Below are 24,240 nucleotides of genomic sequence, written 5' to 3'. Positions count from 1 at the left end.
GTTGGCCTTGCAGCGTTGCCCGGTAACCCGCGCAAAGCGGTCTATCGCGTTCGTATGCGCGTTCTGCTATTTGCGCACCTTAAGTAAGCTCCTTTCACGTGACTGTCCCTACCTCCGACGCTGATCGCCGCCTACGACTGCTTGCCGACGCCACTGCAACGCTCGGCACGTTGTCCGACGTGTTGAACCCGCTCGGTGAGCGTTTTGCCGAGGCCGGTCACGAGCTGTTCCTGGTGGGTGGCAGTGTTCGCGACGCGATCCTGGGCCGCTTCAGTGGCGATCTGGACTTCACGACGGACGCCAGGCCGGAGAAGGTTCAGGCTCTGCTCAAGGGCTGGGTGGACAAGCAGTGGGACACCGGCATCGAGTTCGGGACCATCAGCGCCATCAAGCACGGCCAGGAGATCGAGATCACGACCTTCCGGGCCGACGCTTACGACCGTGTCTCGCGTAATCCGATAGTCGAGTACGGAACGACGTTGGCCGACGACCTGGTGCGCCGCGATTTCACCGTCAACGCGATGGCGATGAAGATCGGCGCGGACGGTTCCTACACGTTTGTCGATCCGCTGAACGGCATGGACGCCCTGCTGGCCGGGGAACTCGATACGCCGTCGGCGCCGGAGAACTCGTTCAACGACGATCCGCTGCGGATGCTGCGCGCAGCCAGGTTCGTCTCGCAGCTTGGTTTCACGTTGAACAATCGTGTTTTCGAGGCCATCAAGGAGATGGCGTCGCAGATCGAGCGGATCACCGCCGAGCGTGTGCAGGTGGAGCTGAACAAAATGATGCTGGGCATGTACCCGGTGGACGGCATCAACATGATGGTCGACTCCGGACTGGCTGCATACGTGCTGCCCGAGGTTCCGCAGATGAAGCTCGAGATCGACGAGCATCACCAACACAAGGACGTCTACCAGCACTCCCTCACCGTGCTCCAGCAGGCGATCGACCTCGAAGAAGGCGATCCCGATCTCGTATTGCGTTGGGCTGCACTGCTTCACGACATCGGCAAGCCGGACACCAAGCGCAACGAACCGGGCGGCGGCGTCAGCTTCCACCACCACGAGGTGGTTGGCGCCAAGCTGGTGCGCAAGCGCATGCGTGCCTTGAAATTCTCGAAGCAGATGGTCGACGACGTTTCGCAACTCGTGTTCCTGCACTTGCGTTTTCACGGCTACGGCAAGGGGCAGTGGACCGACTCCGCGGTGCGGCGGTACGTCACCGACGCGGGCGAGCTGCTCCCCCGGCTGCACAAGCTCGTCCGGGCCGACTGCACCACGCGTAACAAGCGCCGCGCCGCGCAGTTGCAGGCCACGTACGACGACATCGAAGAGCGGATTGCGCGCATCGCGGAGCAGGAAGACCTCGCTCGCGTGCGTCCGGACCTCGACGGCAACGCCATCATGGAACTGCTCGGCATCCCGGCCGGCCCGCAGGTGGGCAAGGCATGGACGTTCCTCAAGGAACTACGTCTGGATCGCGGCCCGCTCGAACGTGACGAGGCCGAAGCCGAACTGCTGAAGTGGTGGGCTACCCAGCAGGGTTAGTTTCTCGTTTCTTGCGGTTGATCAGCACCGCTGACAATCCGGCGGCATAGACACCCGCGCCGGCAAGGGCCAGGCCGACGCTCTTGCCGTCGGGTGCGATCACCGTCGACGCTGCCGCGATCGCACCGATGAACGCGACGTTGAACACGGTGTCCTGCAAGGCGAATACCTGGCCACGACGGTCGTCGTCGATGTCGATCTGCATGGCCGCGTCGCCGCTGAGTTTCACGGACTGCCCGGCGATGCCGAGCAGGAAGGCGGCGATCAGCAGCGATCCCTGCGTCAGGGTGGTTACGAAGACGAGCTGGACGGCCACCGCGCACACCAGGGCGTACGTGATCGTCCGTGAGCGACCGATCCGCGGGATGAGGAACGGTGTGATCAATGCCGCGATCAGCATTCCGATGGCCGTTGCACCGACGGCGACGCCGAATCCGGCCATCCCTCCAGGTAATTGGGAGCCGTTCGAGGTGTCGCGTAGGACCAGCACCATGATGAGGGTGTTGATGCCGAAGCAGATGCGGTGCGCTCCGATCCCGATCATTGCCGTGGTGACGCCAGGCGCCTCCCAGACAGCGGTTGCCCCGGTGCGCAGTCCGGCCGTTACCGAACGGACGGCGCTGGCACGAATCACTTCGTCGGCCACTGGACCAAGTGAGCGGGCGGTGAACCTGGCCGCGGCGAGGGCTGCGATCACCGATCCCAGTGCTGCGATGGCCACGGCGGCGCCTGACGCTCGATCCCCCGCGCCGATCACGCCAATGATCGCCACCGCTGCCGAAGCACCAAGAGCGGCTACCACCGAACCAGCCGTTGTGAGAACGGAATTGGTTGCCACCAGCCACGATTGTCGAACGACCTTCGGCAGGGCTGCGGATACGCCTGCCCCGACAAAGCGGCTGACCCCGATCGCAGCAAGCGCACACGTCAACAACAGAGTGTCACCGCCGCCGGCGACCAGCAGCACCGCGGTGGTCAGGATGAAGAGCCCGCGGAGCACGCTCGCCCACAGGAGCACCAGGCGGCGGTCCCAACGATCCAGCAGAGCGCCGGCAAAGGGGCCGATCACCGAATAGGGAAGGAGCAGTACGGCAAAGCCGGCCGCTATCGCCACCGGATCGGTTTCACGTTCCGGGTTGAAGAGGATTGCGCCGCCGAGCGCGGCCTGGAACATTCCGTCGCCGAACTGGCTGGAAAAGCGGACGAGCGCCAGCCTTCCCAGGCCGGGTGATTCACGCAGGGTGTGCAGTACGCGCTGCCAGGCCTCGCGGCGGTTCGAGGCTCGGTTCATAAGCGGAAACTGTAGTGGGTGGGTCAGGCGCCGATCTTGACGGTGGCCCGCTCGAGGATCGGCGCGATGTCGATCCCCCTCGGCAGGGTTCCGAACACGCTCCCCCAGCTATTTCCGAGCCGACTCGCGCAGAATGCGTCGGCCACCGCGGGGTGCCCGTAGCGGAGCAGCAGCGAGGCTTGCAGTGCGAGTGCCATGTCACCGACGATCTTCCGTGCCCGGTATTCGATGTCGTCGAAATCGCCGAATGCCACCTCGAGATCCCGCACGGTCTGATCGAAGCGGGCGTCCACGCCACTCGCTTGTTTCAGTTCGTCGAAGAACACCTGCAGCGTTTCGGGTTGCTTCGCCATCGCCCGCAGAGTGTCGAGCGCCGCGACGTTGCCCGACCCTTCCCACACCGAGAGCAGCGGAGCCTCGCGATAGAGGCGCGGCATCCGGGATTCCTCCACGTATCCGTTTCCGCCCAGACACTCGAGTGCCTCGGCAGCGTGGATCGGTCCGCGCTTGCAGACGAAGTACTTGCTCACGGCCAATGAAATGCGTCGTAGGGCGCTCGCGTGGGCATCGCCCGACGTTGCGCGGTCGGTCAGAGCGGCCAGCCACATCGCGACGGTAGTCGACGCTTCCGATTCCACCGCCAGATCTGCGAGAACATTGCGCATCAAAGGTTGGTCGATCAGGTTGGCGCCGAACGCACTTCGATGATTCGCATGGTGAACTGCCTGCAGCGTGCCGACGCGCATGCCGGTGGCCGTTCCGATCGTGCAGTCCAACCTGGTCATGTTGACCATCTCGATGATGGTGCGCACGCCCCGGCCTTCCTCGCCCACCATCCACGCGAGAGCGTCGCGGTACTCGACCTCGCTGCTCGCGTTGGAATGATTTCCCAACTTGTCCTTCAGACGCTGCAGGTACATGTTGTTGAGCGAGCCGTCCGGCAGGACCCGAGGAAGGAAGAAGCACGACAGACCGCCCGGCGCCTGAGCGAGGACGAGGAACACGTCAGACATCGGTGCGGAGGTGAACCACTTGTGGCCTGTCAGGAGATAGCTACCGTCGGATTGTGGCACTGCCCTTGTGGTTCCGGCACGCACGTCCGAACCGCCCTGTTTTTCCGTCATCGACATACCGGCGATCAATCCGGGTTTGGTGAGGGGAGCTTTCAGCGCCGAATCGTAGTGCCGGGTGGTCAGGAGGGGTTCGTACTGCGCCGCCAGGTCCGCGTTGTGCCGCAGCGCTGGGATCACGGCGTACGTCATGGAGATGGGGCAGCCGTGGCCGGCGTCGGTTTGACCCCACACGGCCATCTTCGCGGCGCGGACGAGGTGTGCGTGTGGATTCGGGTCAACCCACGGAGCGCCGTGCAGTCCCAATTCCACTGCGGTGCTCATGAGTTGGTGATAGGCAGGGTCGTAGCGGACCTCGTCGATGCGGTTGCCGTAGCGGTCGTGGGTTCTCAGGACAGGTGGGTGCTCCTCGGCCAGGTCGCCCCACTCCTGAGCTTGCGCGCTGCCGGCGCGGACCCCGACGCGATGAACCTCTTCGGCTGCGTCCGAAGCTCCCTCGCGGTGTAGTGCCTCGAGGATCGGCGCGTATTCGGCTGCGTCGTAATCGATCAGGGGCGGTACCTGATTGGTGACTTCATGCGTGGGTGTCATCGAAACTCCCTAACGATCGAAGGGTGAAGGCGAGGATGGCATCGATCGCAGCGGGATCCGTGGTGCCGCCGCGCAGCGGAAGGATCAGGGCCTCGCCGATTGCCCCGACGATGCACGCTGCCGTCAGAGTGGCGTCCTGCGACGGTATCTCACCGGTGTCGACTGCCGAACGGATTGCGGTGGCCAGGCAATCGCGGAACGATTCGCGAAACATGAGTCGCTGTTCGTCGACGAGTGGATCCACCGGCTCCACCAGCAGTGCATAGGCGAGAACCGGTGCACGCATGGCACGTTCGGCGAAGGTGCGAACCGAGGCCGATACGGCGGAGCGGTGGTTGCCTTCCAGACTTCGGGCATTGTCTCCGGCGTCCCGGGCCGCGGATACCTCACGGCTGCAGACTGATTGGAACACTTCGGCCAACAATTCACCCTTGCCGTCGAAATGTCGATACAGCGTCCCGGTGCCGACGCCGGCGTTCTTGGCCACCGCGGCGATGGAACAGCCCGCATAACCGTGGGTTGCCACTGCCGACGTGGCGGCCTCGAGTAGTCGGGCGCGTTGGGCGTCCAGTCTTTCCTGTACTGCCGGAGTGCGGCGATAGGCCATGTGAAGAAGTGAACACCCGTTCCGTTCTTGGGTCAAGAGTTGACTGGCGCAGAACGGCGACGCGGCTACTGGTGCATCGTTGAACTTTTACACGCAAATCCCGTGGGTGAGCGTTTCGATCAGCCCGTCGGCCGCCTTTCGAAACGGTTCTTCGGATTGGGCAGCACGAGCGAGGACGTAAGCACCTTGCCGCACTGCGAGAATGGTGGCGGCGAGAGCTTCGATGTTCGCATCGGGACGGATTTCACCGTTGCTGCGCCCGTCTTCGAGTGTGGACGCAATGTTCTGTTGAATCCACACGAACATGGTCTGGATCGGTGCTCGCAACTCGTCGTTGGATGCGACCTCAGTGTCTTGGACTAATCTCCCGAGCCGACACCCTCGGAGGACGTGTTCGTCGATCGCGAGGAAGGCGGCGATCTTGTCGACGGTCGTCTGGCCGGAGCTGAGTCGCTCGTTGATTTGCGTTTGCAGTTCGCGCCCCATGAGATGTTCCGCGGCGACCGCCAGGTCCGCTTTCCCTTGGAAGTGGTGGTACATGCTGCCTTGCCCGACGTCAGCCATTTCCTGCACGGCGCGTGGGCTGGTTCCGGAGTAGCCACGCTCCCACAACAGTTCTTGCATGCTTGCGATCAGCCGTTCCGCGCTACCCATGAAGACATTGTACCTATGGGTATGTACAGTCTCTGTGAAAGCTGTTGTACTTGCAGGTACAGAAATTCCGGAGACGGGGGCCTCCTATGGGTACGAGCAACATCTCTGCTGACAGCTCGGTCGGCGACGCAGTCTCTGACGAAACGAAAATTACTGCACCAGTGAGTGATTCAAGGTTTCAGGCACTGGCACTGACTGCGGTTTGTCTTGGATTCTTCATGATCCTGTTGGACGGTAGCGCTCTCAACATCGCGTTACCGGCAATCGAACGCGACATCGGTGGCTCCATTGCCGCGTTGCAATGGTTGGTGAACATCTACACGATTCCTCTGGCCAGCCTGTTGCTCACAGCGGGAGTTCTGGCGGACCGAGTCGGTTCCCGCAGTGTCTTCCTGTGGTCGTTGGGCGGCTTCACGGCGGCTTCTCTGTTGTGCGCCATCAGCCCGAACCTGGGTGTGCTGGCGGCATTTCGTTGCCTGCAGGGTATCGCTGCTGCCGGGCTTCTTCCAACGACACTGGCGATCATTGCACGCACCTATCCGGATCCGATCGTGCGTGCCAAGGCAATCACGATTTGGGGAGCAACGGGCGGAATCGCATTGGTCGCAGGACCGATCGGAGGAGGCTTGCTCACCGAGTTCATCGGTTGGCGCTCGATCTTCTTCGTCAATGTTCCCATCGGCGTAATAGCCCTCTGGCTGTGCTGGCGGCATGTCCGTGAAACCGCGACGCGCGATGCGGAATCCTATGACGTTCCCGGGCAGGTCCTCGGCATCGCCGGACTTGCCCTCCTGGTAGCCGGTTTGATCGAAGGCGGCTCCCGCGGGTGGGGTGATCCGTTGGCACTGGCGTTGCTACTTGGATGTGTGCCAGCGCTCGTCGGGTTCTTCGTCGTCGAGGGCCGGACCCGGCATCCGGTTCTGCCGCTGTCGATCTTCCGTAAGCCGGCGTTCTCTGCATCCATAGCGAACGGATTCGCCTTCCAATTCGGGGCCTACGGCATGCAATTCATGCTCGCGATATTCATCCAGTCCTACTGGGGCTCTTCAGCGCTGCGGACAGGACTGTTCTTTCTGCCGTTTGCGGTGTTGTGGACGTTCGGAACGCTGGTCCTCAATCGCGTGTGGGCAGGTCGCGGTATGTGCTGGCTCCTGACTGTCGGTGCTTCCACTTCTGCGATCGGCGCGCTCCTGTGCACCGCGATCGGGGACAGCGATACCTGGCCTGTGGTGATGGCGGGGACCGCCCTCGTCGGTCTCGGGTGTGGTGTGTTCGGCCCCAGCTGCAATGGAGCGGCCATGGCAGTGATCGACAAATCGTTCGCCGGACTTGCCTCGGGGGTACTGAATACCTCCCGTCAAACGGGCATGGCGATCGGCGTCGCGGCCCTGGGCATCGCTCTGAGTGCGTCGAATTCCGTTGGTGGGGCACGCATCGGGATGATCTTCGTTGCAGCGTGTTTCGTGGCCATCGTCGCTCTCAGTCGACGCTATCTCACGCAGATCTGAGTGCTGCCCGGCCCACCTCCAGGTTCAGGCAGCAGCGGTGCGAGCCTGTTCCGCGCGCCACCACACGACGGTCTCTTCGGCGGCCTGATCGAGCGGCGTCGGCGAGAGTCCGAGCAGCACTTCGCTGGCGCTCGAGTCCATGACAAACGGCTTGGTGAACTGGTAGTTCATCTCCGCGAGTTCGCGGCTGTCGGTGTTGATCTTGCCGACGGCGTCGAGCACCCAGGCGGGCAGGACACCCACCTTGGCGGGGGTCGCCCCGGCGGCTCGGGCGAAGGCCTCGGCGATTTTGCGCTGAGTGAGCGCGGGGCCGGTGGGTGCGTGGATGACGGAGTTCCAGAGTTCGGGGTTGTGTGCTGCTGCGATCATCGCCGCCGCGAGATCGGGGATGTAGGTGAAGGAGTGCGGCTGGTCTGCGGAACCGATGACACGAATCTTCTTACCTGCCATGACTTTCGGAACCATGCGCTCGCCGGCGTGGGCGGTGCGGACGCGGGGACCGAAGAAGTCCGAGGCCACGACGCTGACGGTGGGTGTTGCGGAGGCCTCGCGAGCACGCAGCAGCGCGGTGCGCACTCCGCGCTTGCCGCCGGTGGCGTTGCGTGGATCGGATTCGGTCATCAGGGTGTCGGAGTTGTAGGCGTAGAGGCTTTCGGGGAAGACCACGACGGCTCCGATGGATGCGGCTGCGTCGAGCACAACCTTCTCGGCCGCCGGGAGTTCCCGCTCCCAATCGGCTGCGTTGTAGGCGGCGTGGATGCAGTGGTAGATGGCCGTGGCGCCTTCGCTGACCGAGCGCAGGGCCTCGGAATCCGAGACGTCGACGCGTCGGCGGTCGATCAGAGGGTGCTCGGGCCCGCTGCCGGACCTGGTCAGGAGCCGGACGTTGATTCCCTGCTCGGCGAGCTGTAGCGCGACGGCGGATCCGACGGGTCCTGCTCCGGTGACGATTTCGAGGTTCGACATGGTGTGCTCCTTCTCGTTTCGGGTGAACTGAGAGCACTGCTCTCGTTTTCAACAATGCACCCGCGCCTCAGCGCTGTCAAGAGCAGTGCTCTCTTTTGTTGATACTGCTCTCGGTCATGGGGCAAGATGGACTCATGGTTGGGACTCCCCGTGAGCGGGCGCGCGAACAGACGCTGCAGGACATCACCCGGATCGGGCGTGAGCATCTTGCTGCCGTCGGCGCCGCCGCGTTGTCCTTGAGGGCCGTCGCGCGTGATCTGGGAGTCGTGTCCTCAGCGGTGTACCGCTACGTCGCCAGTCGTGACGAACTGCTGACCTTGCTGGTGGTGGACGGGTATACGGAACTGGGCGCGGAAGTGGACTCCGCCGTGAATGCCGTTGCAGCAGAAGATTTTCGCGGACAGTTCATTGCTCTCGGGCGTGCCGTCCGGAGTTGGGCGATCCGGGAGCCGGCTCGATACGGATTGCTGTTCGGCAGCCCCGTCCCCGGTTACGACGCTCCGGGCGAGCAGACCACCGGCCCTGGCACCCTCGTCGTGACCCGGCTGATCGGGATCATCGACGCCGCCCATCGCGCGGGTGCACTCACGGTGCGAGAGGGCCCGGACCTGAGTGACACGCTGGCAACGGACCTCGAGGGAGTGCGGAAAGAACTGGGCACCGAACTGCCGCCGGATGCCGCGGTGCGCGCAACTCTCGTCTGGGTATCGCTGTTCGGTTCGGTGAACTTCGAGGTGTTCGGGCAGTACGGAAGCGATACGTTCACCGATGCGAGTGAGATTTTCGAGCGGCATCTGGCACTACTTGCCGATGTGGCGGGTCTGACCTGAACACGCCTGTGTCTCGTTCCTCCGCACGCAGTTGTCGGTGAGATGATGTCTTTGTGGCGCACGCAGAAGAACCCGAGGATCGAATGGCCTGGATAGAACCGGAGGTTCGTCCGGGCAGTTTGTTGGTGTCGTCGACCGACCTCACGGAACCCGCATTTCGCCGCACCGTCATCTACATGATCGAGCACAACGACGCCGGGAGCCTGGGCGTCATCGTCAATCGGCCGAGTGAGACGGCCGTGCAGAACGTGTTGCCGCAGTGGTCACCGCTGACCGCGCATCCTTCCGCCCTGTACATCGGTGGACCCGTCAAGCGTGACTCCGCGCTCTGCCTGGGTATCGCTCGCAACGGTGCACGAATCGACGGCGTCGCCGGCCTGCGGCGGGTGGACGGCAAAGTTGTCATGGTGGATCTGGACTCGGACCCGGAGGTCATCGCTCCTCTGGTCGAAGGGATCCGCATTTTTGCCGGGTACTCGGGTTGGACTCTGGGCCAGCTGGATTCGGAGCTCGAACGTGAAGACTGGATGGTGATCAGCTCACTGCCGTCCGATGTGCTGACGCCGCCCCGAGTCGATGTCTGGGCACGGGTGCTACGACGCCAACCGCTCCCCGTGGCAATGCTGGCCAGCCATCCCATCGAAGTGGAACGAAACTGATCTGTCGGAGGTCGATGATATTCCTGTGTCATCGTTTTCGAGAGAGGTGGCAGCAATGATCGCTGAGCGTCAGATCCAGTGCGCGGATTGTGTTTCGGATGTCGATCACTGCCACGATTCTTTGCTGCGACATGCGGACGGATCACTCGAATGCACCGGCGTGAACTGCGTCGACCTGGCATCGAGTCGCCATGCGTTGTCCATCGATTGTGCTGAACTGCAGGGCGGTTGTGGCTGCGTCGACGCGACCCGAGGCGAGTTGCTCGCTAGCTGACGCTCACCGGATCACGATTCGCGAAGCGTTGCGCCATCGCAGCACAGACGATCAGTTGGATCTGATGGAAGATCATCAGCGGCAACACGATCAGGCCGACGGGCTGGCCCGCGAACAGTACAGCCGCCATCGGTAGGCCTGTCGCCAAGGACTTCTTCGACCCGCAGAAGATGATGACGATCTGATCGGGAAGGTCGAACCCGAGCTTGCGCCCCGCGAGAGTGGTCACGCCGAGAACCAGCGCGAGGATCAGGCAGCACACGATTGTGAGGATCACGATCTGCCAGATCGTGATGGTGCTCCAGATCCCCTCTTTCATGCTCTCGCTGAAGGCGGCGAAGACAACGAGGAGGATCGATCCGCGATCGACGTACTTGGTGGGCTCGGCATACTTCTGCAGCCATCCGATCACCAGCGGGCGGATCAGCTGGCCCACGATGAACGGGATCAGCAGCTGCACGACGATGTCGAGGATCGACGAGAAGTCGACCGTCGCCTGGCCCGTTGTATTCATCAGCAGAACCACCAGCAACGGGGTGACGAAGACGCCGATCAGGTTGGAGAACGACGCACTGACAATCGCGCCGGCGACGTTTCCCTTTGCGATCGAAGTGAACGCGATCGACGACTGAACCGTCGACGGAACGAGGCACATGTAGAGGATGCCGGTGTAGAGCTCGTCGCTGATCAGGGTCGGCGACAGGAATCGCAGCGCAAGGCCGATGAGCGGGAAGAGCACAAACGTCGCGGCAAGGACGACAGTGTGCAGTCGCCAGTGCTTGACGCCCTTCCAGGCTTCCTGCGGCGAGAGCCGTGCACCGTAGAGCAGGAACAGGAAGCCGATGGCGATCTTGGTGGCCCAGTTCAGAATGCTCTCCGCGGTACCCGATACCGGGAACACACTTCCGAGCACGCCGGCGATGATGATGCCGAGGATGAACCCGTCGATGTAGAACCTACTGAGAAACTTCACCTGGCTAAGGATAACGGCGTGCGTCGACGGGCTCTCGAGCCCCACGAAGGTTGAAGCCCATCACGGCCAGGCACAGCAGCGTCCCGACGATCGACAGTTCGATGATGGCCGTCTGCATTCCCTGGATGGTGATGGCGATACCCGCGATGATCGACGGGATCGCCAGTCCCGCGTAGCTGACGGTGAAGAATGCCGCCAGGACTCCGCCGTGGCTCTCGCGGGCGTGGATTCGGGCGGCGGCGTTGACACGTTTCATGCCGCCGGCAAACGCCAGACCGTGCCCGGCGCCGACCACCACGGTGATGACGCCCAGCAGCGCAAGGCTCGGTACGAGGTCGACCACGAGTAGGCCGATCATTCCTAGAGCGAGGATTCCCAGGCCGACGGTGACGGACGTCCGCGGGTCCATACGACTCCCGCCTAGCTGCGCGATCACCGAGCAGATCATGACCAGTGCAGCTGCTCCGCCGCCGAGTAGGAGGTTGTCGATGTTCAGCAGGCTGGTCATCCACGACGGGACCACCGACTGGAAGAGCCCGACAGCGCCCCACGACAGCGCGACGGCGAGCGAGCTGAGCCAGAACGTCTCTCGAATGGTGGCGGGAACATGCGGCATCTGGAAGAACCGTTTCGGGCGTGTGATGTCCCCGATCCGCGGCAGCAGCAGCAACACGATCAGTGCCGGGATGAACGCGACGAGGAAGATCAGATACGGCAACCGCAGCGGTTGCGGAAGGTACTGGGCGATCGCACCGGACACGAGTGGTCCGAGTGCACCGCCCAACGCGCCCGTCACCGTCGATACGAGCGCTGCCCGTCGATGATCGAACTTCGGTTCCTGCTCCACCAACGCGGCGCTGCCCGCCGCACTGGCCGCGCCCACCGCGATTCCCTGAGCAACGCGTCCGACGAACAACCACACCGTCGCGTCGGCGAAGGCCAGAACGAGCGTGCCGACGACGCTCAGCGCGAGTGCAGTCAGAAGCACGGTGCGTCGGCCGAGGGCGTCGGACAGCGGTCCGAAGAACAGCAACGCCGGAACGAGGCCGGCGACGTAGACGCCGTAGATGAGCGTCTGGATGGTGGGCGTGAATCCGAACTCGGTCCGGTACAGCCCGTAGACGGAGGTGGGCATGTTCGCGCCCAGAAGGATCACGGTGAGGACGTAGCCCACGCCGTAGAAGTGTCGATTGGTGCGGCGTGTGCGTTCTTCGGTGGCGACAGCTGTGGCGGACGTGGGAAGCCCCTCCTGATGACAGAGTTCGAAAATACATGGGTCGTCCTACGTATCGTAGGTGAGTGGAATGATCGTCGCGAATGCTGTGAGGATGAGTAGATGACCGTTGTTCGCAAGGAGTCCGCGTACGAGCAATCCCTCGATTGGATGCGCGCGCAGATCTCCGACGGCGCCTGGACCGTCGGGAACCGTGTTCCCACCGAGCCGGAACTGATGAGTGTTCTCGGCGTCGGCCGGAACACCGTGCGCGAAGCGATCAAGACACTGACGTCGACGGGAGTCCTGGAGATCCGTCGCGGATCAGGGACCTTCGTTCGGGCACGGACCGACATCGGCGGACTGCTCGGCAAACACGCGTCCGTCGACGAGATGAAATACGTCTTCGAAGTGCGTCGTGCGCTCGAGATGGAAGCGGTCCGGTTGGCGTGTGAGCGTCGTAGCGACGACGACGTTCGGATACTTCGTGAGCTGGCCGCCAAGCGTGACGTGCCGGCCGAGAACTTCGTCGACGTCGATCTTGCGTTTCACATTGCCGTCGTCGATGCCGCTCACAATCCGGTTCTGACCGATCTGTTTGCCGGAATCCTCGAAACGGTCCGCGCCACCTACGAGGTGACCGAAGGCGTTCATCCGCCGTCGCTGACGTCTTCGCATCATCAGGGAGTTGCCGAAGCCATCGCCGAGCGCGATGTCACCAAAGCCAGGGCGGCGGCATGCGGGTATCTCGAGAAGACTCAGGAAGCGATCGGGTCAGGTTCGGCGGTTACCGAGTCCGGGCGTCGGCCAATCGGTTGAGGGACCCGGCGATGTCTTCGGCCTTCGGTGTCGTGATCGTGAGGCGGTCGCCACCGGCGAACGTGACGACCACCGCTGGCCCGGTGCGGGTGACGACGCCGTAGTTACGACGACCCTTGGTCTTGAGTCCCCAACCGCCGAAGTCCGCGAACGGTTTGATCTCCGCGATGTCGGCTCCGACAACTTCGTCGATGCCGTAGGTCATCGCAGCCATCCCCATGTTGATCACCCGAATTTCCCGTTCGTCGACGATCACCCGGAAGCGAACCAGGCTGACGACGAGCAGTCCGAGTGCACCGAAGATGAACAGCGGCCAGAGTGACCGCATCGCAAACGCCATGATGACCCCGGGCGCCAGAGTGATCGCAGTGAGGATCACCGAGCCTTTGGTGCTGAATCCGACGTCGTCGGAGATAGGTAGAGGGCAGCTGCTTCGCGGCAACCCGGCCGAGGGTTCGATCGTGGCAAGAGTGCGGACGCGGTAGTCGCGCAGGAATGAGGCACCGATCCAACCCAGCACCGCGCCGACTGCAAAGCCGACACCGATAGACCACAGCGGGAGTGACGTCGTGGACGGATCGGTGACATCGAGTTGGGTGTAGAGCAAAGCGAAGTTCACTGTCGTGATGAGCCCGACCACGCTCAGCCCGACAACCAACATGAAGCGACGCATCATCAACATCGCGGGAGCAAGAGCAGCAATCGCGCTGAGACCGCCACCGAAGAGCAGTGTCAAAAGTGCAATGGTCCATGCGTTGGCCGACGGGGTGGAGAAGCCGTCCGGCGAGGTGGTGGTCCAGTGAGTCGCGATCTGTTCCGGGAGGCGAGGCTCCCACATTTTTGTCAGGACGAAGCCGAAGACCGCACACAACAGCGGAACCACTAGTCCGAATACGACCCCGGCCGGGTCGACCACGCGATGTTTCACGTGAATCAATGAGCCGGCTGGCAAGCATCCTTGAGCGCGCAGGCACCGCAGGAAGCGGTACCGCAAGCGGCAGCGTTCGCCTTGGCCTCGGGGGTCTCCGCCGCCGGCTCGTCTGCGGCAGGCTCGGAGTGGCCGCCGCAGTTGCAGTCGTTACCGCATCCGCTCTGCTGTGGGAGCGCGGCGGCCGCGCGGGTGCCGATGCCTCCACCGAAACCGGCAGTGAGGACGGCGACGACGACGGCGATGATCGCGACCGCGACGCCGAAGACTCCGCCGATGGTCAGTGCTGCGACTCCGCCGATGACCAACATTCCAGCGGCCGCGAGCATGGTCGGACCGGCCACCTTGTTGGCGAGGGCGAACGACTCCTCGCTCCGCAGGGAATCCTCGGTGCGGACACCGGCCCAGCGGTTGCGCGGGAGTTTGCCGATCAGACCGGCGACACCAACTCCACCGACGGCGACAGCGAGCACGAATAGCACCACAGCGACAACGATCACCCATACAGGATAGGCGCGAGTGGAGTTGATGGTATGCCCGGGTCGCACAGGCTCTACCCTGGTTATCGGTATTTCCGTCAGCCAAGTAGATAGCGACCACAGTGACCGAGTCTCCGCAGTCCCCCGATTCACCAGCCGACGCAACTCCGCAGCACCGCTACACCGCGGAGCTCGCCGGCCAGATCGAGCAGCACTGGCAGGACCGCTGGAGTGAGGACGGCACGTTCAACGCGCCCAATCCGGTCGGTCCGCTCTCCTCGCCCGACGGTGTTCCCGCCGACAAGCTCTTCGTTCAGGACATGTTCCCGTACCCCTCGGGTTCTGGCCTGCACGTCGGTCACCCGCTCGGATACATCGCTACGGACGTCTTCGCGCGCTTCCATCGCATGCAGGGGCGCAATGTCCTGCACACCCTCGGCTACGACGCGTTCGGTCTCCCGGCCGAGCAGTACGCCGTGCAGACGGGTACCCACCCGCGGACGACCACCGAGTCCAACATCGCCAACATGAAGCGCCAGCTGCGACGCCTGGGTCTGGGGCACGACGAGCGTCGTAGCCTCGCGACGACGGACGTCGACTTCTACCACTGGACGCAGTGGATCTTCCTGCAGATCCACGGCGCCTGGTACGACAAGGCTGCCGGCAAGGCCCGTCGTATCTCCGAGCTGGAAGCCGAGTTCGATTCCGGTGAGCGCGCTCTGGAAGACGGACGCGAGTGGGCGTCGCTGACAGTCGCCGAGAAGGCAAAGATCGTCGACTCGTACCGCCTTGTCTACCAGTCGGATTCGATGGTCAACTGGTGCCCCGGTTTGGGCACCGTGCTGGCCAACGAGGAAGTCACCGCCGACGGTCGTAGTGACCGCGGAAACTTCCCCGTGTTCCGTAAGCACCTCCAGCAGTGGATGATGCGCATCACCGCGTACTCCGATCGCCTGGTCGACGATCTCGAGTACCTGGATTGGCCGGACAAGGTCAAGGCTATGCAGCGCAACTGGATCGGACGCTCCTATGGCGCCGAAGTTACCTTTGCCGCAGGCCAGTACGGCGTCGATGTGTTCACGACGCGCCCCGACACGCTGTTCGGCGCCACCTATGTGACGCTGGCTCCTGAGCACGACTTGGTGGACAAGCTCGTCGCGGACGAGTGGCCCGACGGTGTCGACGCACGCTGGACTGGCGGTGCCACGATGCCGGCGGAAGCTGTTGCTGCATACCGCAAGTCGATTGCCGCCAAGACCGACCTGGAGCGTCAGGAAAACAAGGAGAAGACGGGCGTCTTCCTCGGTTCCTACGCCGTCAATCCGGTCAACGGCCACAAGGTCCCGATCTTCATCGCCGATTACGTTCTGACGGGCTACGGCACTGGCGCGATCATGGCAGTTCCGGGACACGATCACCGTGACTGGGAGTTCGCGAACGCGTTCGGACTGGAAGTTCTCGAAGTTATTGCCGGTGGCGATGTTTCGGAGGCTGCGTACTCCGGTGACGGCCCGCTGGTGAACTCCGACTACCTCGACGGTCTGGACGTGGCCGAGGCCAAGGCGACCGTCATCAGCCGCCTCGAGGAGAGCGGGCAGGGCAAGGGCACTATCCAGTACAAGCTGCGCGACTGGCTCTTCGCGCGTCAGCGTTACTGGGGCGAGCCTTTCCCGATCGTGTACGACGCTGCCGGAAACGCGCATGCTCTACCGGATTCGGCTCTGCCGGTGGTTCTTCCGGAGGTCGAGGACTACGCACCCGTGTCCTTCGATCCGGACGACGCCAACTCAGAGCCCTCTCCCCCGCTGAACAAGGCGACCGACTGGGTCAACGTCGAGCTCGATCTCGGCGACGGTCTGCAGACCTACCACCGCGACACCAACGTCATGCCGCAGTGGGCAGGTAGCTCGTGGTACCAGCTGCGCTACATCGACCCCACCAACCAGGACGCCTTCTGCGACCCGCAGAACGAGGCGTACTGGACGGGTCCGCGTCCGGAACTGCACGGCCCCAACGATCCCGGTGGAGTCGACCTGTACGTCGGCGGCGTCGAGCATGCGGTGCTGCACCTGCTGTACTCGCGCTTCTGGCACAAGGTTCTGTTCGACCTGGGCTACGTGTCCTCGAGCGAGCCGTACCGTCGCCTCTACAACCAGGGCTACATCCAGGCATTCGCGTACACCGATGCCCGCGGCGTCTACGTGCCGGCAGAAGAGGTCGTCGAGCGTGACGGCAAGTTCTTCTTCGAGGGCGCCGAGGTCAACCGCGAGTACGGCAAGATGGGCAAGAGCCTCAAGAATGCCGTTGCGCCGGACGAGATCTGCGCCGAGTTCGGTGCAGACACCTTGCGTGTGTACGAGATGTCGATGGGTCCGCTGGACACCTCGCGTCCGTGGGCGACCAAGGACGTCGTCGGTGCTGCTCGATTCCTGCAGCGAGTGTGGCGCGTCGTCATCGACGAGGAGACCGGCAAGCCCCGTGTCACCGACGAAGCTCCTGGTGAGGAAACGCTGCGTGCGCTCAACAAGGCGATTTCCGGTGTCATCGAGGATTACACCGCGCTGCGCGACAACACGGCCGCTGCGAAGCTGATCGAGTACAACAACCACCTCACCAAGGCCTTCCCGGGTGGCGCGCCCCGTGCTGCCGTCGAGCCGTTGGTGCTGATGCTCGCTCCCCTGGCGCCGCACCTCGCGGAAGAGCTGTGGTCGCGTTTGGGACACACGGAATCTCTTGCACACGGCCCCTTCCCCGCTGTCGAGGAGAAGTGGCTTGTCGAGGACACCGTCGAGTACCCGATCCAGGTCAACGGCAAGGTTCGTAGCCGCATCAGCGTGCCGGCGGATGCCGATCGCAAGGCTGTGGAGGAGATCGCCCTGGCCGACGAGAAGATCGTCGCTCTGCTCGAGGGCAAAGCACCGCGCAAGGTGATCGTTGTGCCGGGCAAGATGGTGAACATAGTTCTGTAGGCGCTTCGCGCACGTGCGCCGTTTTGGTAGTTACCGCTACCGAAACGGCGCACAGTCGTATCTGGGGCTGTATCCGGGGTGCCAATCAGTCGTTGTCCTGATTGTCCCGCTCCGCGGAACATTCTGTAGCGCGCGTTCGACGCGAGGGCTGTGATGCAGGTAACACGTTGCCGGGAACGGTAGCTGTCGTTCCACTGCACTTCCCCGCAAGGCCCCGGCCGACGGTATTCGGCAGGGGGTCAATCGAATTCGCAGGTGTCCCGAAAGGATTCTTCAGCCATGGCGTCTCATGTCCACAGCGACGGTTCGTCTCCCAGTCTGCCCGAATCGACATCGATACCGGAGCGGTGGACTCCGCGACTGGTGTTCTCGCTGGCGTCGATCGTTCTTCTTCTCGAAATGCTCGCGGTGAGCTACATGATGATTTCCACGGCGCTGCCCGCCATCTCGGTGCATTATCAAACGACGCAGGGAGCTTGGCTGCTCACGTCGTTCCTGCTGCTCGGGGCGGTCGCGTCTCCGCTGCTCGGCAAGCTCGCGGACATGTACGGCAAGCGAAAAGTCCTGCTCTTTGCGGTCGCCGGCGCAGCGGTCGGATCCTTCATTTCGGCGATTGCGCCGAGCTATGCCGTCTTGATTCTGGGCCGGTCCCTGACTGGTCTGCTCGTTCCCTGCCTCTTCCTGAGCTACTCCCTCATTCGAGATGTCTTTCCGCCGAAAACCGTTGCGCTGGCTGTCAGTATTGCAACCTCCGGCATGGGCCTGATCGCTATTCCGGCGCCGTTCCTCACCGGTTGGTTGATCGACAACCACGGGTTCCGGAGCATCTTCTGGTTCTTCGTCATCGGTTTGGTTCTGCTCGGCGGCATGATCTTCGCTTCGACGGCGGAATCAGCTGTGCGGCTGCGTTCTTCGCTGGATCTGATCGGCGCGGTACTACTCGGATCGGGCATCGCCGGAATTCTGATCGGCGTCAGCTTCGGACCGACCTGGGGCTGGAAGAACGGCTCGACACTGGCCTATCTGATCGGCGGCATCGCACTGCTGGTGGCGTGGGTTGCCTCTGCCCGAGCCATCCGTGAGCCCTTGATCGACCTGCGCTACTTCGGCAAGCGTTCGGTGATGCTCACCGCCGTCGGTGCCGGGTTCTGCTACGGCGCGTCGGGAGTCTTCACGATTTTGCTGCCGATGATGGTGATGACGCCAGCAGTTCTCGGCCTGGGATACGGATTCGGCGTCACGGCAGAAGGATTCGCGATCTTCCAGGCGCCCCTTGGCGGCATGGTGGTGGTCGGCGGCTTGATCGTGGGCTTCCTGGTCGGCCGCAACATTCGACCCCGCATGCTGATGATCATCGGAATGATCCTCATGGCAGTCGGATTCACCTTGACGGCCACCATTCACGACAACAAGCCGCTGCTCATCATCTTTGCCGGAATCTTCGGTGTCGGTATGGGTATGGGTTACGCCTCCATTCCGAACCTGCTCATCGAGGCAGTGCCGCCGCAGTTGCAGGCAACCACGGCGAGCATGGTCGCGGTCTTCCAGAGCATCTTCCCCGCAGTGCTTCCCGTCATCGCCTTCACGGTCTTGAACTCGCACATCGCGATGGCGATGGAGGGCGCTGTGTTCTACACCGACGAGGGCATGCGTATCGCGTTCCTGATCGGTGCTGCTGCAGCAGTTCTCGGTGCGATCGCAGCCGTGTTCCTGCCGCGAAACATCGTCCAGATCGGCGCAGAAGACGGCGCGGCGCAGGAGACATCCCTCCTACCGGCTCACTGATCACGCGATGATGTGCGGCTACGGGCCAACGCCCGTAGCCGCACATCTCCGTGGTGGCACGTCGACGTCATGCAAGATGAATCTTCTGCAGCGAGATCTCACCCCGCAGTGGACGCTCTGCAACCTGCGCCAGATCAGAGACGAATGTGTCTGCGTTCGATCGGGTAGTGGTGAGTTGAACCGACAGAACGTTGTTCGCCTGACTGCACACGGTTGCGCCGTGCCGGTAGGCGACCAGCGCGACTGGATCGACGCGTTGGAAAGTCGCGGTGACGTGTAGGCCGACCTGTGGGGTCACCGGAACAAACGGGCCGTGGTCCGTCTTGATGCGGACTATCCCGACGATCTTGTTGAGACGCTTGATCAGCATGGCGTCCGAAATCGTTGTCGGGCAACGGTACGCAATTGACATACCGTTGACTCCCGGCGATGTCACGGACATCCACGTGGACAGACTGACGACCTCTACGCCAAGCTTCCACCCCAGCGAAGAAATGCGGGCGAGAACTGCTGCGGTGTCATGGCATTCGACGACCATGGTGCCAACCCGTGTCGTTTCACCCATTCCCACGACCTCTTTCGGCTTAGAGAGGCAGTCCGGGCGCATCGACACCGACGATTCGCGATCCCCGGAAGAAGTCGAGAAGCTCTTTGTCGCCGTGTGCGCCGATACCGCTTCCGCCCCAGAAACTCTGGGTCGAGTGGTCGTCGAGGTCCAGGAGGCTGGTGCTGTTGATCTTGTTCTCACCGCACTCGATTCGGGTCGCAAGTTCACGAGCGGCGTCGACGTCGGCGCCGAACACGTATCCGGCCAGGCCGGTATCGAGAGCGTTGGCCTCGAGCAGCGCCTGCTCGTCGGTAGATGCTCGGTGCACGGTCAGGATCGGCCCGAAGGTCTCCGTCTTGGTGTGCTCCGACGAGATCCCGTGCACCACAGTCGGGGGGAAGAACCATCCGGAAAGGTCCGGCACAGGGGTGCTCGAGACGGCCGTGCCGCCCACGCCGCGGAGAAACTCCACGGTCGCCCGCATCCTTTGGAGTTGAGGCTCGTTCGCCTGCGGACCCATCGTGATGTTGTCGTCATCGGTTCGGCCGAGCGCGATTTCAGCCGTGCGGTCGAGTATTGCGTCGACAAGACGGTCGTGAAGGTGCGGCGGCACGAAGACGCTTCCCGGACTCTCACACCATTGCCCGTTGAGTTTGGTGAACCCGTCGACGAGCGCGGTGGCAGTCAGATCGATGTCGGCGTCGGCGCGGACGATCACGGGGTTGTTGCTTCCGAGCTCGAGTTGAAGCGCCTTGAAATCGGTTGAAGCCGCAGCGGCGATTGAACTGCCGGCTGCTCGACCGCCGGTGAAGGCCAGTGCTCGGATTCGTCGATCGGTGGCCAGTAGGTCCCCGACGTCCCCGTCTCCGTGAATGAGCTGAAACAGAGCTTTCGGCGCGTCGACTTCGGCGATGGCACGTGAGATCGCCTCGGCAAGCACGTTGGGACCCGACGGTGCCCAGTTGGAGGGCTTGGCGATGACCGGAGCACCTGCGGCCAAAGCGAATGCGGTCTTCTTGGCGGTGATGAAGCTCGGTGCGTTCCACGGTGCGATCACAGCGGTCGGGCCCCAAGCCAGCCGATGTAATTGTGCACCTGACGCCAGCTGCTCGAACCCGGAGGAGTTCTCCAGATGCCTTGCAGCACTGCGGAATAGATCGGGAAGCCCTGCGGCGAAAAGTGTGCTGATCAAAAGCGGAAGACCGTTGTTCTTGGAGTCCTCACGGGCGATCGCCGCAGTTCGTTCCTCGACAAGTTCAGCCGTTCTCTCGAGTAGGCGCACCCGGTCGGCTACCGATCGACGGGTCCAGACACCCGATCGATGGAGTTCTGTCGCGGCGGTGATTGCCCTCTCTACCTGTTCGGTGGAGGACGAGAGTTGGGCTTGCAGTTTCTCTCCGGTGTCGGGATCGGTGAGAAATTCGCCGAGTTCGATAGCCGGTGTTTCGACGTTTCCGTCGATCGTGTTGTTCTGGGGCACGAGTGAGCATGAAGTGGTCATGACTGTCCTTCGTGGCGAAATCGTTTGTAGGTCAGATGTTGTCGAGGTAGCGTTCGCGTTCCCAGTCGGTGACCGCGGACATGAAGGAATCCCATTCGTCCTTGGCGACTGCCGCATAGTGCGACACGACCTCGGCGCCGAACGCCGCGAGTGCGAACTCACTGGCCTCGAGCGCACGCGCCGCCTCGTCGAGTGTGCCGGGCAGCGGTTGTTGCTTCACCTTCTCGAGTGTGTCTGTGTCGCTGTACCCGTCGCGTCGTACCGGTGCGCCGGGATCGAGCTTTCGTGTCAGACCGTCGTTCATCGATGCCAAGACCGCGGCCAGTGCGAGATATGGATTTGCGTCCGCCCCTGGCAGTCTCATTTCGAGACGGTTGGCGGACGGCGCTCCGGTGATGAGTCGGCAGGTGGTAGTCCTGTTATCGAAACCCCAGGTCAAGCCGTTCCCCGAGAAATCGTGACTGGCTCGGGTCCGGCGCATCGAGTTGATGGTCGGCGTGTAGAACAGCATGAGTTCCGGGCAGTGCTCGAGAACTCCGCCGACGGCGTGCAGTAGTTCGGCGCTCGCCGTGTTTTCAGCGTTCGCATCGTGGAACGGGAAGGTGTCGTCGCTACGCATGGACGCGTGAATATGACACGACGAGCCCATGCCGTCGGTGCTCGGACGTGCCATGAAGGTCGCCGTGAGCCCTTCTGCCGCGGCGACGTCGTGAACCACCTGCTTGAAGAGCACATGGCGGTCGGCCATCTCGAGAGCGGTTCCGTATTCGAGGTTGATCTCCCACTGGCCCAGGCCGTATTCGACCTGTGAAACTTCGACGGGAATTGCGCTCTCCTCCAACGCGGTTCGTACCTTGCGGAAGAAGGGTTCCATCGCGTTGCCGGCGGTGATGGTGTAATCAGAGGGCACCAGGGTGGTGGGTTCGAGATCTCGGTATCCGCTGCGCCTCAACGCGTCGGGGGTACCCCGGTAGAGGTGGAACTCGAGTTCCGTTGCCGCGTAGACGGTGTGGCCGTCTGATTCGAGCTTGTCGATCTGCTTGCGCAGGATCGTGCGCGGTGCGATCGGGACGAGCTCGCCGGTATGTTCGTCGACCGAGTCTGCGATGACGATGGCAGTGGACTCGAGCCACGACGCACGTCGAAGTGTCCCCAGATCGGGTCGCAGACGGAAGTCGTGCCAGCCGGTGTGCCCGCCGGCGTAGTCGACTACCAGTTTGTCCATACGCTGGTTGGCATCCCAGGCGTACACACAGGTGCACACGTGCAGGCCCTCGTCGATGTTGCCGAGGAAAATTCGCGTCGGGACCCGTTTGCCGATTAATCGCCCGTAGAGGTCGATACCGGCGATGAGGACGGTGTCGATGTCGGACTCGGCGAGCTCGGCCGTGGTGAGCCGGCCTTTCATCGGGCGAGCCATCCGCCGTCGACGGGCAGCTGGACCCCACTGATGTAGGAGGCGTCGTCGGACAGCAGGAAGGAGACTGCAGCACCCATGTCTTCGGGGCGTCCGACGCGCGGCACCAGGAGCCTGGACTTCATGAAGTCGAGAACTTCGCCGGAGGAGACGTCGATGCCAGGCAGGAATGCGGTCGGTACCGGCCCGGGGGCGATTGCGTTGACTCGTACGTTGTACCGCGAGAGTTCGACGGCCAGAGCCTTCGTCAGCATCTTCACTCCACCCTTCGACGCGTTGTAGTGGACCTGGGCGAAGCCCTGGGAGGACACAACCACGTCCGCTTCCACCGTCGACAAGTTCACCACAGCGCCGCTGTTGCCGTCGCGGAAGTACGGGGTGGCGATCTGCGTGACGATGAACATGCCCTTGAGATTGACGTCGAGGACGAGGTCCCACTCTTCGTCGGTGAGGTTCTCGAGAGAACTCATCGTGATCAGACCGGCGTTGTTGACGAGGTAGTCGAACTGTCCCCATTCGGCGACGGTCGCTTCGAAGGCGGCGCTCACTGCGGCGCGGTCGCGCACATCGGCTTCGAGGGCGAGCGCAGGTGTGCCGTACTGTGATTCGATCAGTGCGACAGTCTCCTTTGCACTTTCGATGTGAAGGTCCACGACCGCAACGCGGGCACCGTCGGAGGCGAGACGCAGCGCGATGCCGCGGCCGATTCCGGAACCTGCACCGGTGATGAGGGCGACCTTGTTCTCATGCGTACGTGACATTGTTGTCTTCCATTCTGTGATGATCGGTCTGGTGAGTAGAATCGGTCCGACGGGAGGTTGCAGCGTCGACGAGCCACGAGAAGAGCGGGTCGATTTCGACGAAGAATTCGGGGTGCCACTGCACGCCCACCACGGGGCGATCGGCGGCCTGGATGGCTTCGGCGACGCCGTCGAGCGCGCGTCCGACGATCCGAAGCCCGCTCCCCGGGGTGTCCACGGCTTGGTGGTGAAGGCTGTTCACGTGAATGCTGTTGCCGAACAGACTGTGTGGGACGGAACCGGATTCCAGAGCGACCTGTTGCGGTCGGTACGAACGCGGATAACCGAAGAAGCTGTGTGCCTCACCGGCGTCGGTCGGAAGGTCGGCAATCAGAGTGCCCCCGCGGGCGACGTTGACGACCTGGTGTCCTCGACATACACCCAGGATCGGCAGTCCGATTTCCCAGGCTGCATCGACCAGGGCGAACTCGAATTCGTCCCGAGCGGGGTCGATCATCGAGGAGTTTGGTCCGGGGGTGCGGCCGTATCGCCTGGGGTCCACGTCGGAACCACCGCTGAGGACGAGGGCGTCGAGATGCTCGACGATTCGGCGCGGATCACTGTGGATGCTCAGCAGGATCGGTTGACCACCGGCAGCGCGGATTTTCGAGGGAAAATCGGTGAAGAACATTTCCATCAACGCGTCGCCGACGACGTTGGGTAGTGACGGCCCGCCGCGGTCGACGCGGCCGGTGACTCCGATCAGGGGCATGGCGGGGAGTGCCTCCGCCGTCATCGTGAATTGGGTCATAGGAGCGAGCATAGAACCATTGAATGGCTTTTCGCTAGAGTTTGGCTTGTAAAGTTGG

The 24,240-nt window shown here is 62.9% G+C and carries 21 protein-coding genes; 7 read left to right on the top strand and 14 right to left on the bottom strand.

The window, feature by feature from the left end:
• The first annotated feature begins 98 nt into the window (after positions 1–98).
• Positions 99–1,550: a CCA tRNA nucleotidyltransferase gene (locus AC3WQS_RS13455; protein WP_029256806.1), complete on the top strand. Its 1,452-nt coding sequence runs from the start codon at positions 99–101 to the stop codon at positions 1,548–1,550.
• On the opposite strand, the gene AC3WQS_RS13450 is transcribed toward AC3WQS_RS13455, so the two are convergent.
• The 4 genes from AC3WQS_RS13450 to AC3WQS_RS13435 form a co-directional block, all read right to left on the bottom strand.
• On the bottom strand, positions 1,534–2,841 hold the full coding sequence (locus tag AC3WQS_RS13450) for an MFS transporter (protein ID WP_020909852.1): 1,308 nt from the start codon (positions 2,839–2,841) through the stop codon (positions 1,534–1,536). The genes AC3WQS_RS13455 and AC3WQS_RS13450 overlap by 17 nt on opposite strands.
• Positions 2,842–2,864: 23 nt before the next feature.
• Positions 2,865–4,502: an acyl-CoA dehydrogenase family protein gene (locus AC3WQS_RS13445; RefSeq protein ID WP_492711959.1), complete on the bottom strand. Its 1,638-nt coding sequence runs from the start codon at positions 4,500–4,502 to the stop codon at positions 2,865–2,867.
• The gene (locus AC3WQS_RS13440; RefSeq protein ID WP_492711958.1) at positions 4,486–5,109 is read right to left on the bottom strand and encodes a TetR/AcrR family transcriptional regulator; all 624 of its coding nucleotides are present in this window, start codon (positions 5,107–5,109) and stop codon (positions 4,486–4,488) included. Before AC3WQS_RS13440 ends, AC3WQS_RS13445 begins: the two co-directional genes overlap by 17 nt.
• Positions 5,110–5,196: 87 nt before the next feature.
• Positions 5,197–5,763, bottom strand: a complete 567-nt coding sequence (locus AC3WQS_RS13435) for a TetR/AcrR family transcriptional regulator (protein ID WP_492711956.1) — start codon at positions 5,761–5,763, stop codon at positions 5,197–5,199.
• Between the two features lie 86 nt (positions 5,764–5,849).
• On the opposite strand from AC3WQS_RS13435, the gene AC3WQS_RS13430 reads away from it, so the two are divergent.
• Entirely contained in the window at positions 5,850–7,271 is a 1,422-nt protein-coding gene (locus AC3WQS_RS13430; protein WP_492711954.1) for an MFS transporter, read from the top strand.
• Between the two features lie 24 nt (positions 7,272–7,295).
• On the opposite strand, the gene AC3WQS_RS13425 is transcribed toward AC3WQS_RS13430, so the two are convergent.
• Positions 7,296–8,237, bottom strand: a complete 942-nt coding sequence (locus AC3WQS_RS13425; RefSeq protein ID WP_092765158.1) for an NAD-dependent epimerase/dehydratase family protein — start codon at positions 8,235–8,237, stop codon at positions 7,296–7,298.
• Positions 8,238–8,371: 134 nt separating this feature from the next.
• Between AC3WQS_RS13425 and AC3WQS_RS13420 the strand changes: the two genes are divergently transcribed.
• Positions 8,372–9,067 carry a TetR/AcrR family transcriptional regulator gene (locus tag AC3WQS_RS13420; protein ID WP_042953485.1) on the top strand — a complete coding sequence of 232 codons (696 nt, stop codon included), beginning with the start codon at positions 8,372–8,374 and terminating at the stop codon, positions 9,065–9,067.
• Between the two features lie 53 nt (positions 9,068–9,120).
• Positions 9,121–9,726, top strand: coding sequence for a YqgE/AlgH family protein (locus tag AC3WQS_RS13415; protein WP_020909845.1), 606 nt, complete (start codon positions 9,121–9,123; stop codon positions 9,724–9,726).
• 266 nt (positions 9,727–9,992) lie between these two features.
• On the opposite strand, the gene AC3WQS_RS13410 is transcribed toward AC3WQS_RS13415, so the two are convergent.
• Together AC3WQS_RS13410 and AC3WQS_RS13405 are read right to left on the bottom strand one after the other, a co-directional pair.
• The gene (locus AC3WQS_RS13410; RefSeq protein WP_003942582.1) at positions 9,993–10,973 is read right to left on the bottom strand and encodes a bile acid:sodium symporter family protein; all 981 of its coding nucleotides are present in this window, start codon (positions 10,971–10,973) and stop codon (positions 9,993–9,995) included.
• A gap of 4 nt (positions 10,974–10,977) precedes the next feature.
• Positions 10,978–12,147, bottom strand: coding sequence for an MFS transporter (locus AC3WQS_RS13405; RefSeq protein ID WP_136473378.1), 1,170 nt, complete (start codon positions 12,145–12,147; stop codon positions 10,978–10,980).
• 162 nt (positions 12,148–12,309) lie between these two features.
• Between AC3WQS_RS13405 and AC3WQS_RS13400 the strand changes: the two genes are divergently transcribed.
• Entirely contained in the window at positions 12,310–13,005 is a 696-nt protein-coding gene (locus AC3WQS_RS13400; RefSeq protein WP_020909842.1) for a FadR/GntR family transcriptional regulator, read from the top strand.
• Here the strand turns inward: AC3WQS_RS13400 and AC3WQS_RS13395 are convergent.
• Positions 12,974–13,933, bottom strand: a complete 960-nt coding sequence (locus AC3WQS_RS13395) for a DUF1648 domain-containing protein (protein ID WP_492711952.1) — start codon at positions 13,931–13,933, stop codon at positions 12,974–12,976. The genes AC3WQS_RS13400 and AC3WQS_RS13395 overlap by 32 nt on opposite strands.
• Before the next feature lie 5 nt (positions 13,934–13,938).
• Positions 13,939–14,433, bottom strand: a complete 495-nt coding sequence (locus AC3WQS_RS13390; RefSeq protein WP_029256800.1) for an SdpI family protein — start codon at positions 14,431–14,433, stop codon at positions 13,939–13,941.
• 101 nt (positions 14,434–14,534) lie between these two features.
• On the opposite strand from AC3WQS_RS13390, the gene leuS reads away from it, so the two are divergent.
• On the top strand, positions 14,535–17,381 hold the full coding sequence (gene leuS / locus AC3WQS_RS13385; protein WP_492711951.1) for a leucine--tRNA ligase: 2,847 nt from the start codon (positions 14,535–14,537) through the stop codon (positions 17,379–17,381).
• 279 nt (positions 17,382–17,660) lie between these two features.
• The gene (locus AC3WQS_RS13380; RefSeq protein WP_492711949.1) at positions 17,661–19,166 is read left to right on the top strand and encodes an MFS transporter; all 1,506 of its coding nucleotides are present in this window, start codon (positions 17,661–17,663) and stop codon (positions 19,164–19,166) included.
• A 67-nt stretch (positions 19,167–19,233) separates the two neighbouring features.
• Here the strand turns inward: AC3WQS_RS13380 and AC3WQS_RS13375 are convergent, their stop codons facing one another.
• Genes AC3WQS_RS13375 through AC3WQS_RS13355 form a run of 5 tightly spaced genes read right to left on the bottom strand, consistent with a single transcriptional unit; the run spans position 19,234 to position 24,182 of the window.
• On the bottom strand, positions 19,234–19,731 hold the full coding sequence (locus tag AC3WQS_RS13375) for a hypothetical protein (protein WP_492711947.1): 498 nt from the start codon (positions 19,729–19,731) through the stop codon (positions 19,234–19,236).
• Between the two features lie 19 nt (positions 19,732–19,750).
• Entirely contained in the window at positions 19,751–21,214 is a 1,464-nt protein-coding gene (locus AC3WQS_RS13370) for an aldehyde dehydrogenase family protein (protein WP_021332599.1), read from the bottom strand.
• Between the two features lie 31 nt (positions 21,215–21,245).
• The gene (locus AC3WQS_RS13365; RefSeq protein WP_051253103.1) at positions 21,246–22,622 is read right to left on the bottom strand and encodes a glutamine synthetase family protein; all 1,377 of its coding nucleotides are present in this window, start codon (positions 22,620–22,622) and stop codon (positions 21,246–21,248) included.
• Positions 22,619–23,392, bottom strand: a complete 774-nt coding sequence (locus AC3WQS_RS13360; protein WP_492711945.1) for an SDR family NAD(P)-dependent oxidoreductase — start codon at positions 23,390–23,392, stop codon at positions 22,619–22,621. Before AC3WQS_RS13360 ends, AC3WQS_RS13365 begins: the two co-directional genes overlap by 4 nt.
• Entirely contained in the window at positions 23,376–24,182 is an 807-nt protein-coding gene (locus AC3WQS_RS13355; RefSeq protein WP_492711943.1) for a gamma-glutamyl-gamma-aminobutyrate hydrolase family protein, read from the bottom strand. Before AC3WQS_RS13355 ends, AC3WQS_RS13360 begins: the two co-directional genes overlap by 17 nt.
• Between the last annotated feature and the right edge of the window lie 58 nt (positions 24,183–24,240).

The organism is Rhodococcus sp. FW305-130 (assembly GCF_058788335.1).
The sequence above is the reverse complement of the archived record's forward strand: the minus strand, read 5'-3'. Positions and strand labels throughout refer to the sequence as shown.

Excerpts from the sequence above, each read along its gene's own strand:
- AC3WQS_RS13450 (WP_020909852.1), bottom strand. The coding sequence starts at position 2,841 with ATGAACCGAGCCTCGAACCGCCGCGAGGCCTGGCAGCGCGTACTGCAC.
- AC3WQS_RS13445 (WP_492711959.1), bottom strand. The coding sequence starts at position 4,502 with ATGACACCCACGCATGAAGTCACCAATCAGGTACCGCCCCTGATCGAT.
- AC3WQS_RS13440 (WP_492711958.1), bottom strand. The coding sequence starts at position 5,109 with ATGGCCTATCGCCGCACTCCGGCAGTACAGGAAAGACTGGACGCCCAA.
- AC3WQS_RS13435 (WP_492711956.1), bottom strand. The coding sequence starts at position 5,763 with ATGGGTAGCGCGGAACGGCTGATCGCAAGCATGCAAGAACTGTTGTGG.
- AC3WQS_RS13430 (WP_492711954.1), top strand. The coding sequence starts at position 5,850 with ATGGGTACGAGCAACATCTCTGCTGACAGCTCGGTCGGCGACGCAGTC.
- AC3WQS_RS13425 (WP_092765158.1), bottom strand. The coding sequence starts at position 8,237 with ATGTCGAACCTCGAAATCGTCACCGGAGCAGGACCCGTCGGATCCGCC.
- AC3WQS_RS13420 (WP_042953485.1), top strand. The coding sequence starts at position 8,372 with ATGGTTGGGACTCCCCGTGAGCGGGCGCGCGAACAGACGCTGCAGGAC.
- AC3WQS_RS13400 (WP_020909842.1), top strand. The coding sequence starts at position 12,310 with ATGACCGTTGTTCGCAAGGAGTCCGCGTACGAGCAATCCCTCGATTGG.
- AC3WQS_RS13380 (WP_492711949.1), top strand. The coding sequence starts at position 17,661 with ATGGCGTCTCATGTCCACAGCGACGGTTCGTCTCCCAGTCTGCCCGAA.
- AC3WQS_RS13375 (WP_492711947.1), bottom strand. The coding sequence starts at position 19,731 with ATGGGTGAAACGACACGGGTTGGCACCATGGTCGTCGAATGCCATGAC.
- AC3WQS_RS13370 (WP_021332599.1), bottom strand. The coding sequence starts at position 21,214 with ATGACCACTTCATGCTCACTCGTGCCCCAGAACAACACGATCGACGGA.
- AC3WQS_RS13365 (WP_051253103.1), bottom strand. The coding sequence starts at position 22,622 with ATGAAAGGCCGGCTCACCACGGCCGAGCTCGCCGAGTCCGACATCGAC.
- AC3WQS_RS13360 (WP_492711945.1), bottom strand. The coding sequence starts at position 23,392 with ATGTCACGTACGCATGAGAACAAGGTCGCCCTCATCACCGGTGCAGGT.
- AC3WQS_RS13355 (WP_492711943.1), bottom strand. The coding sequence starts at position 24,182 with ATGACCCAATTCACGATGACGGCGGAGGCACTCCCCGCCATGCCCCTG.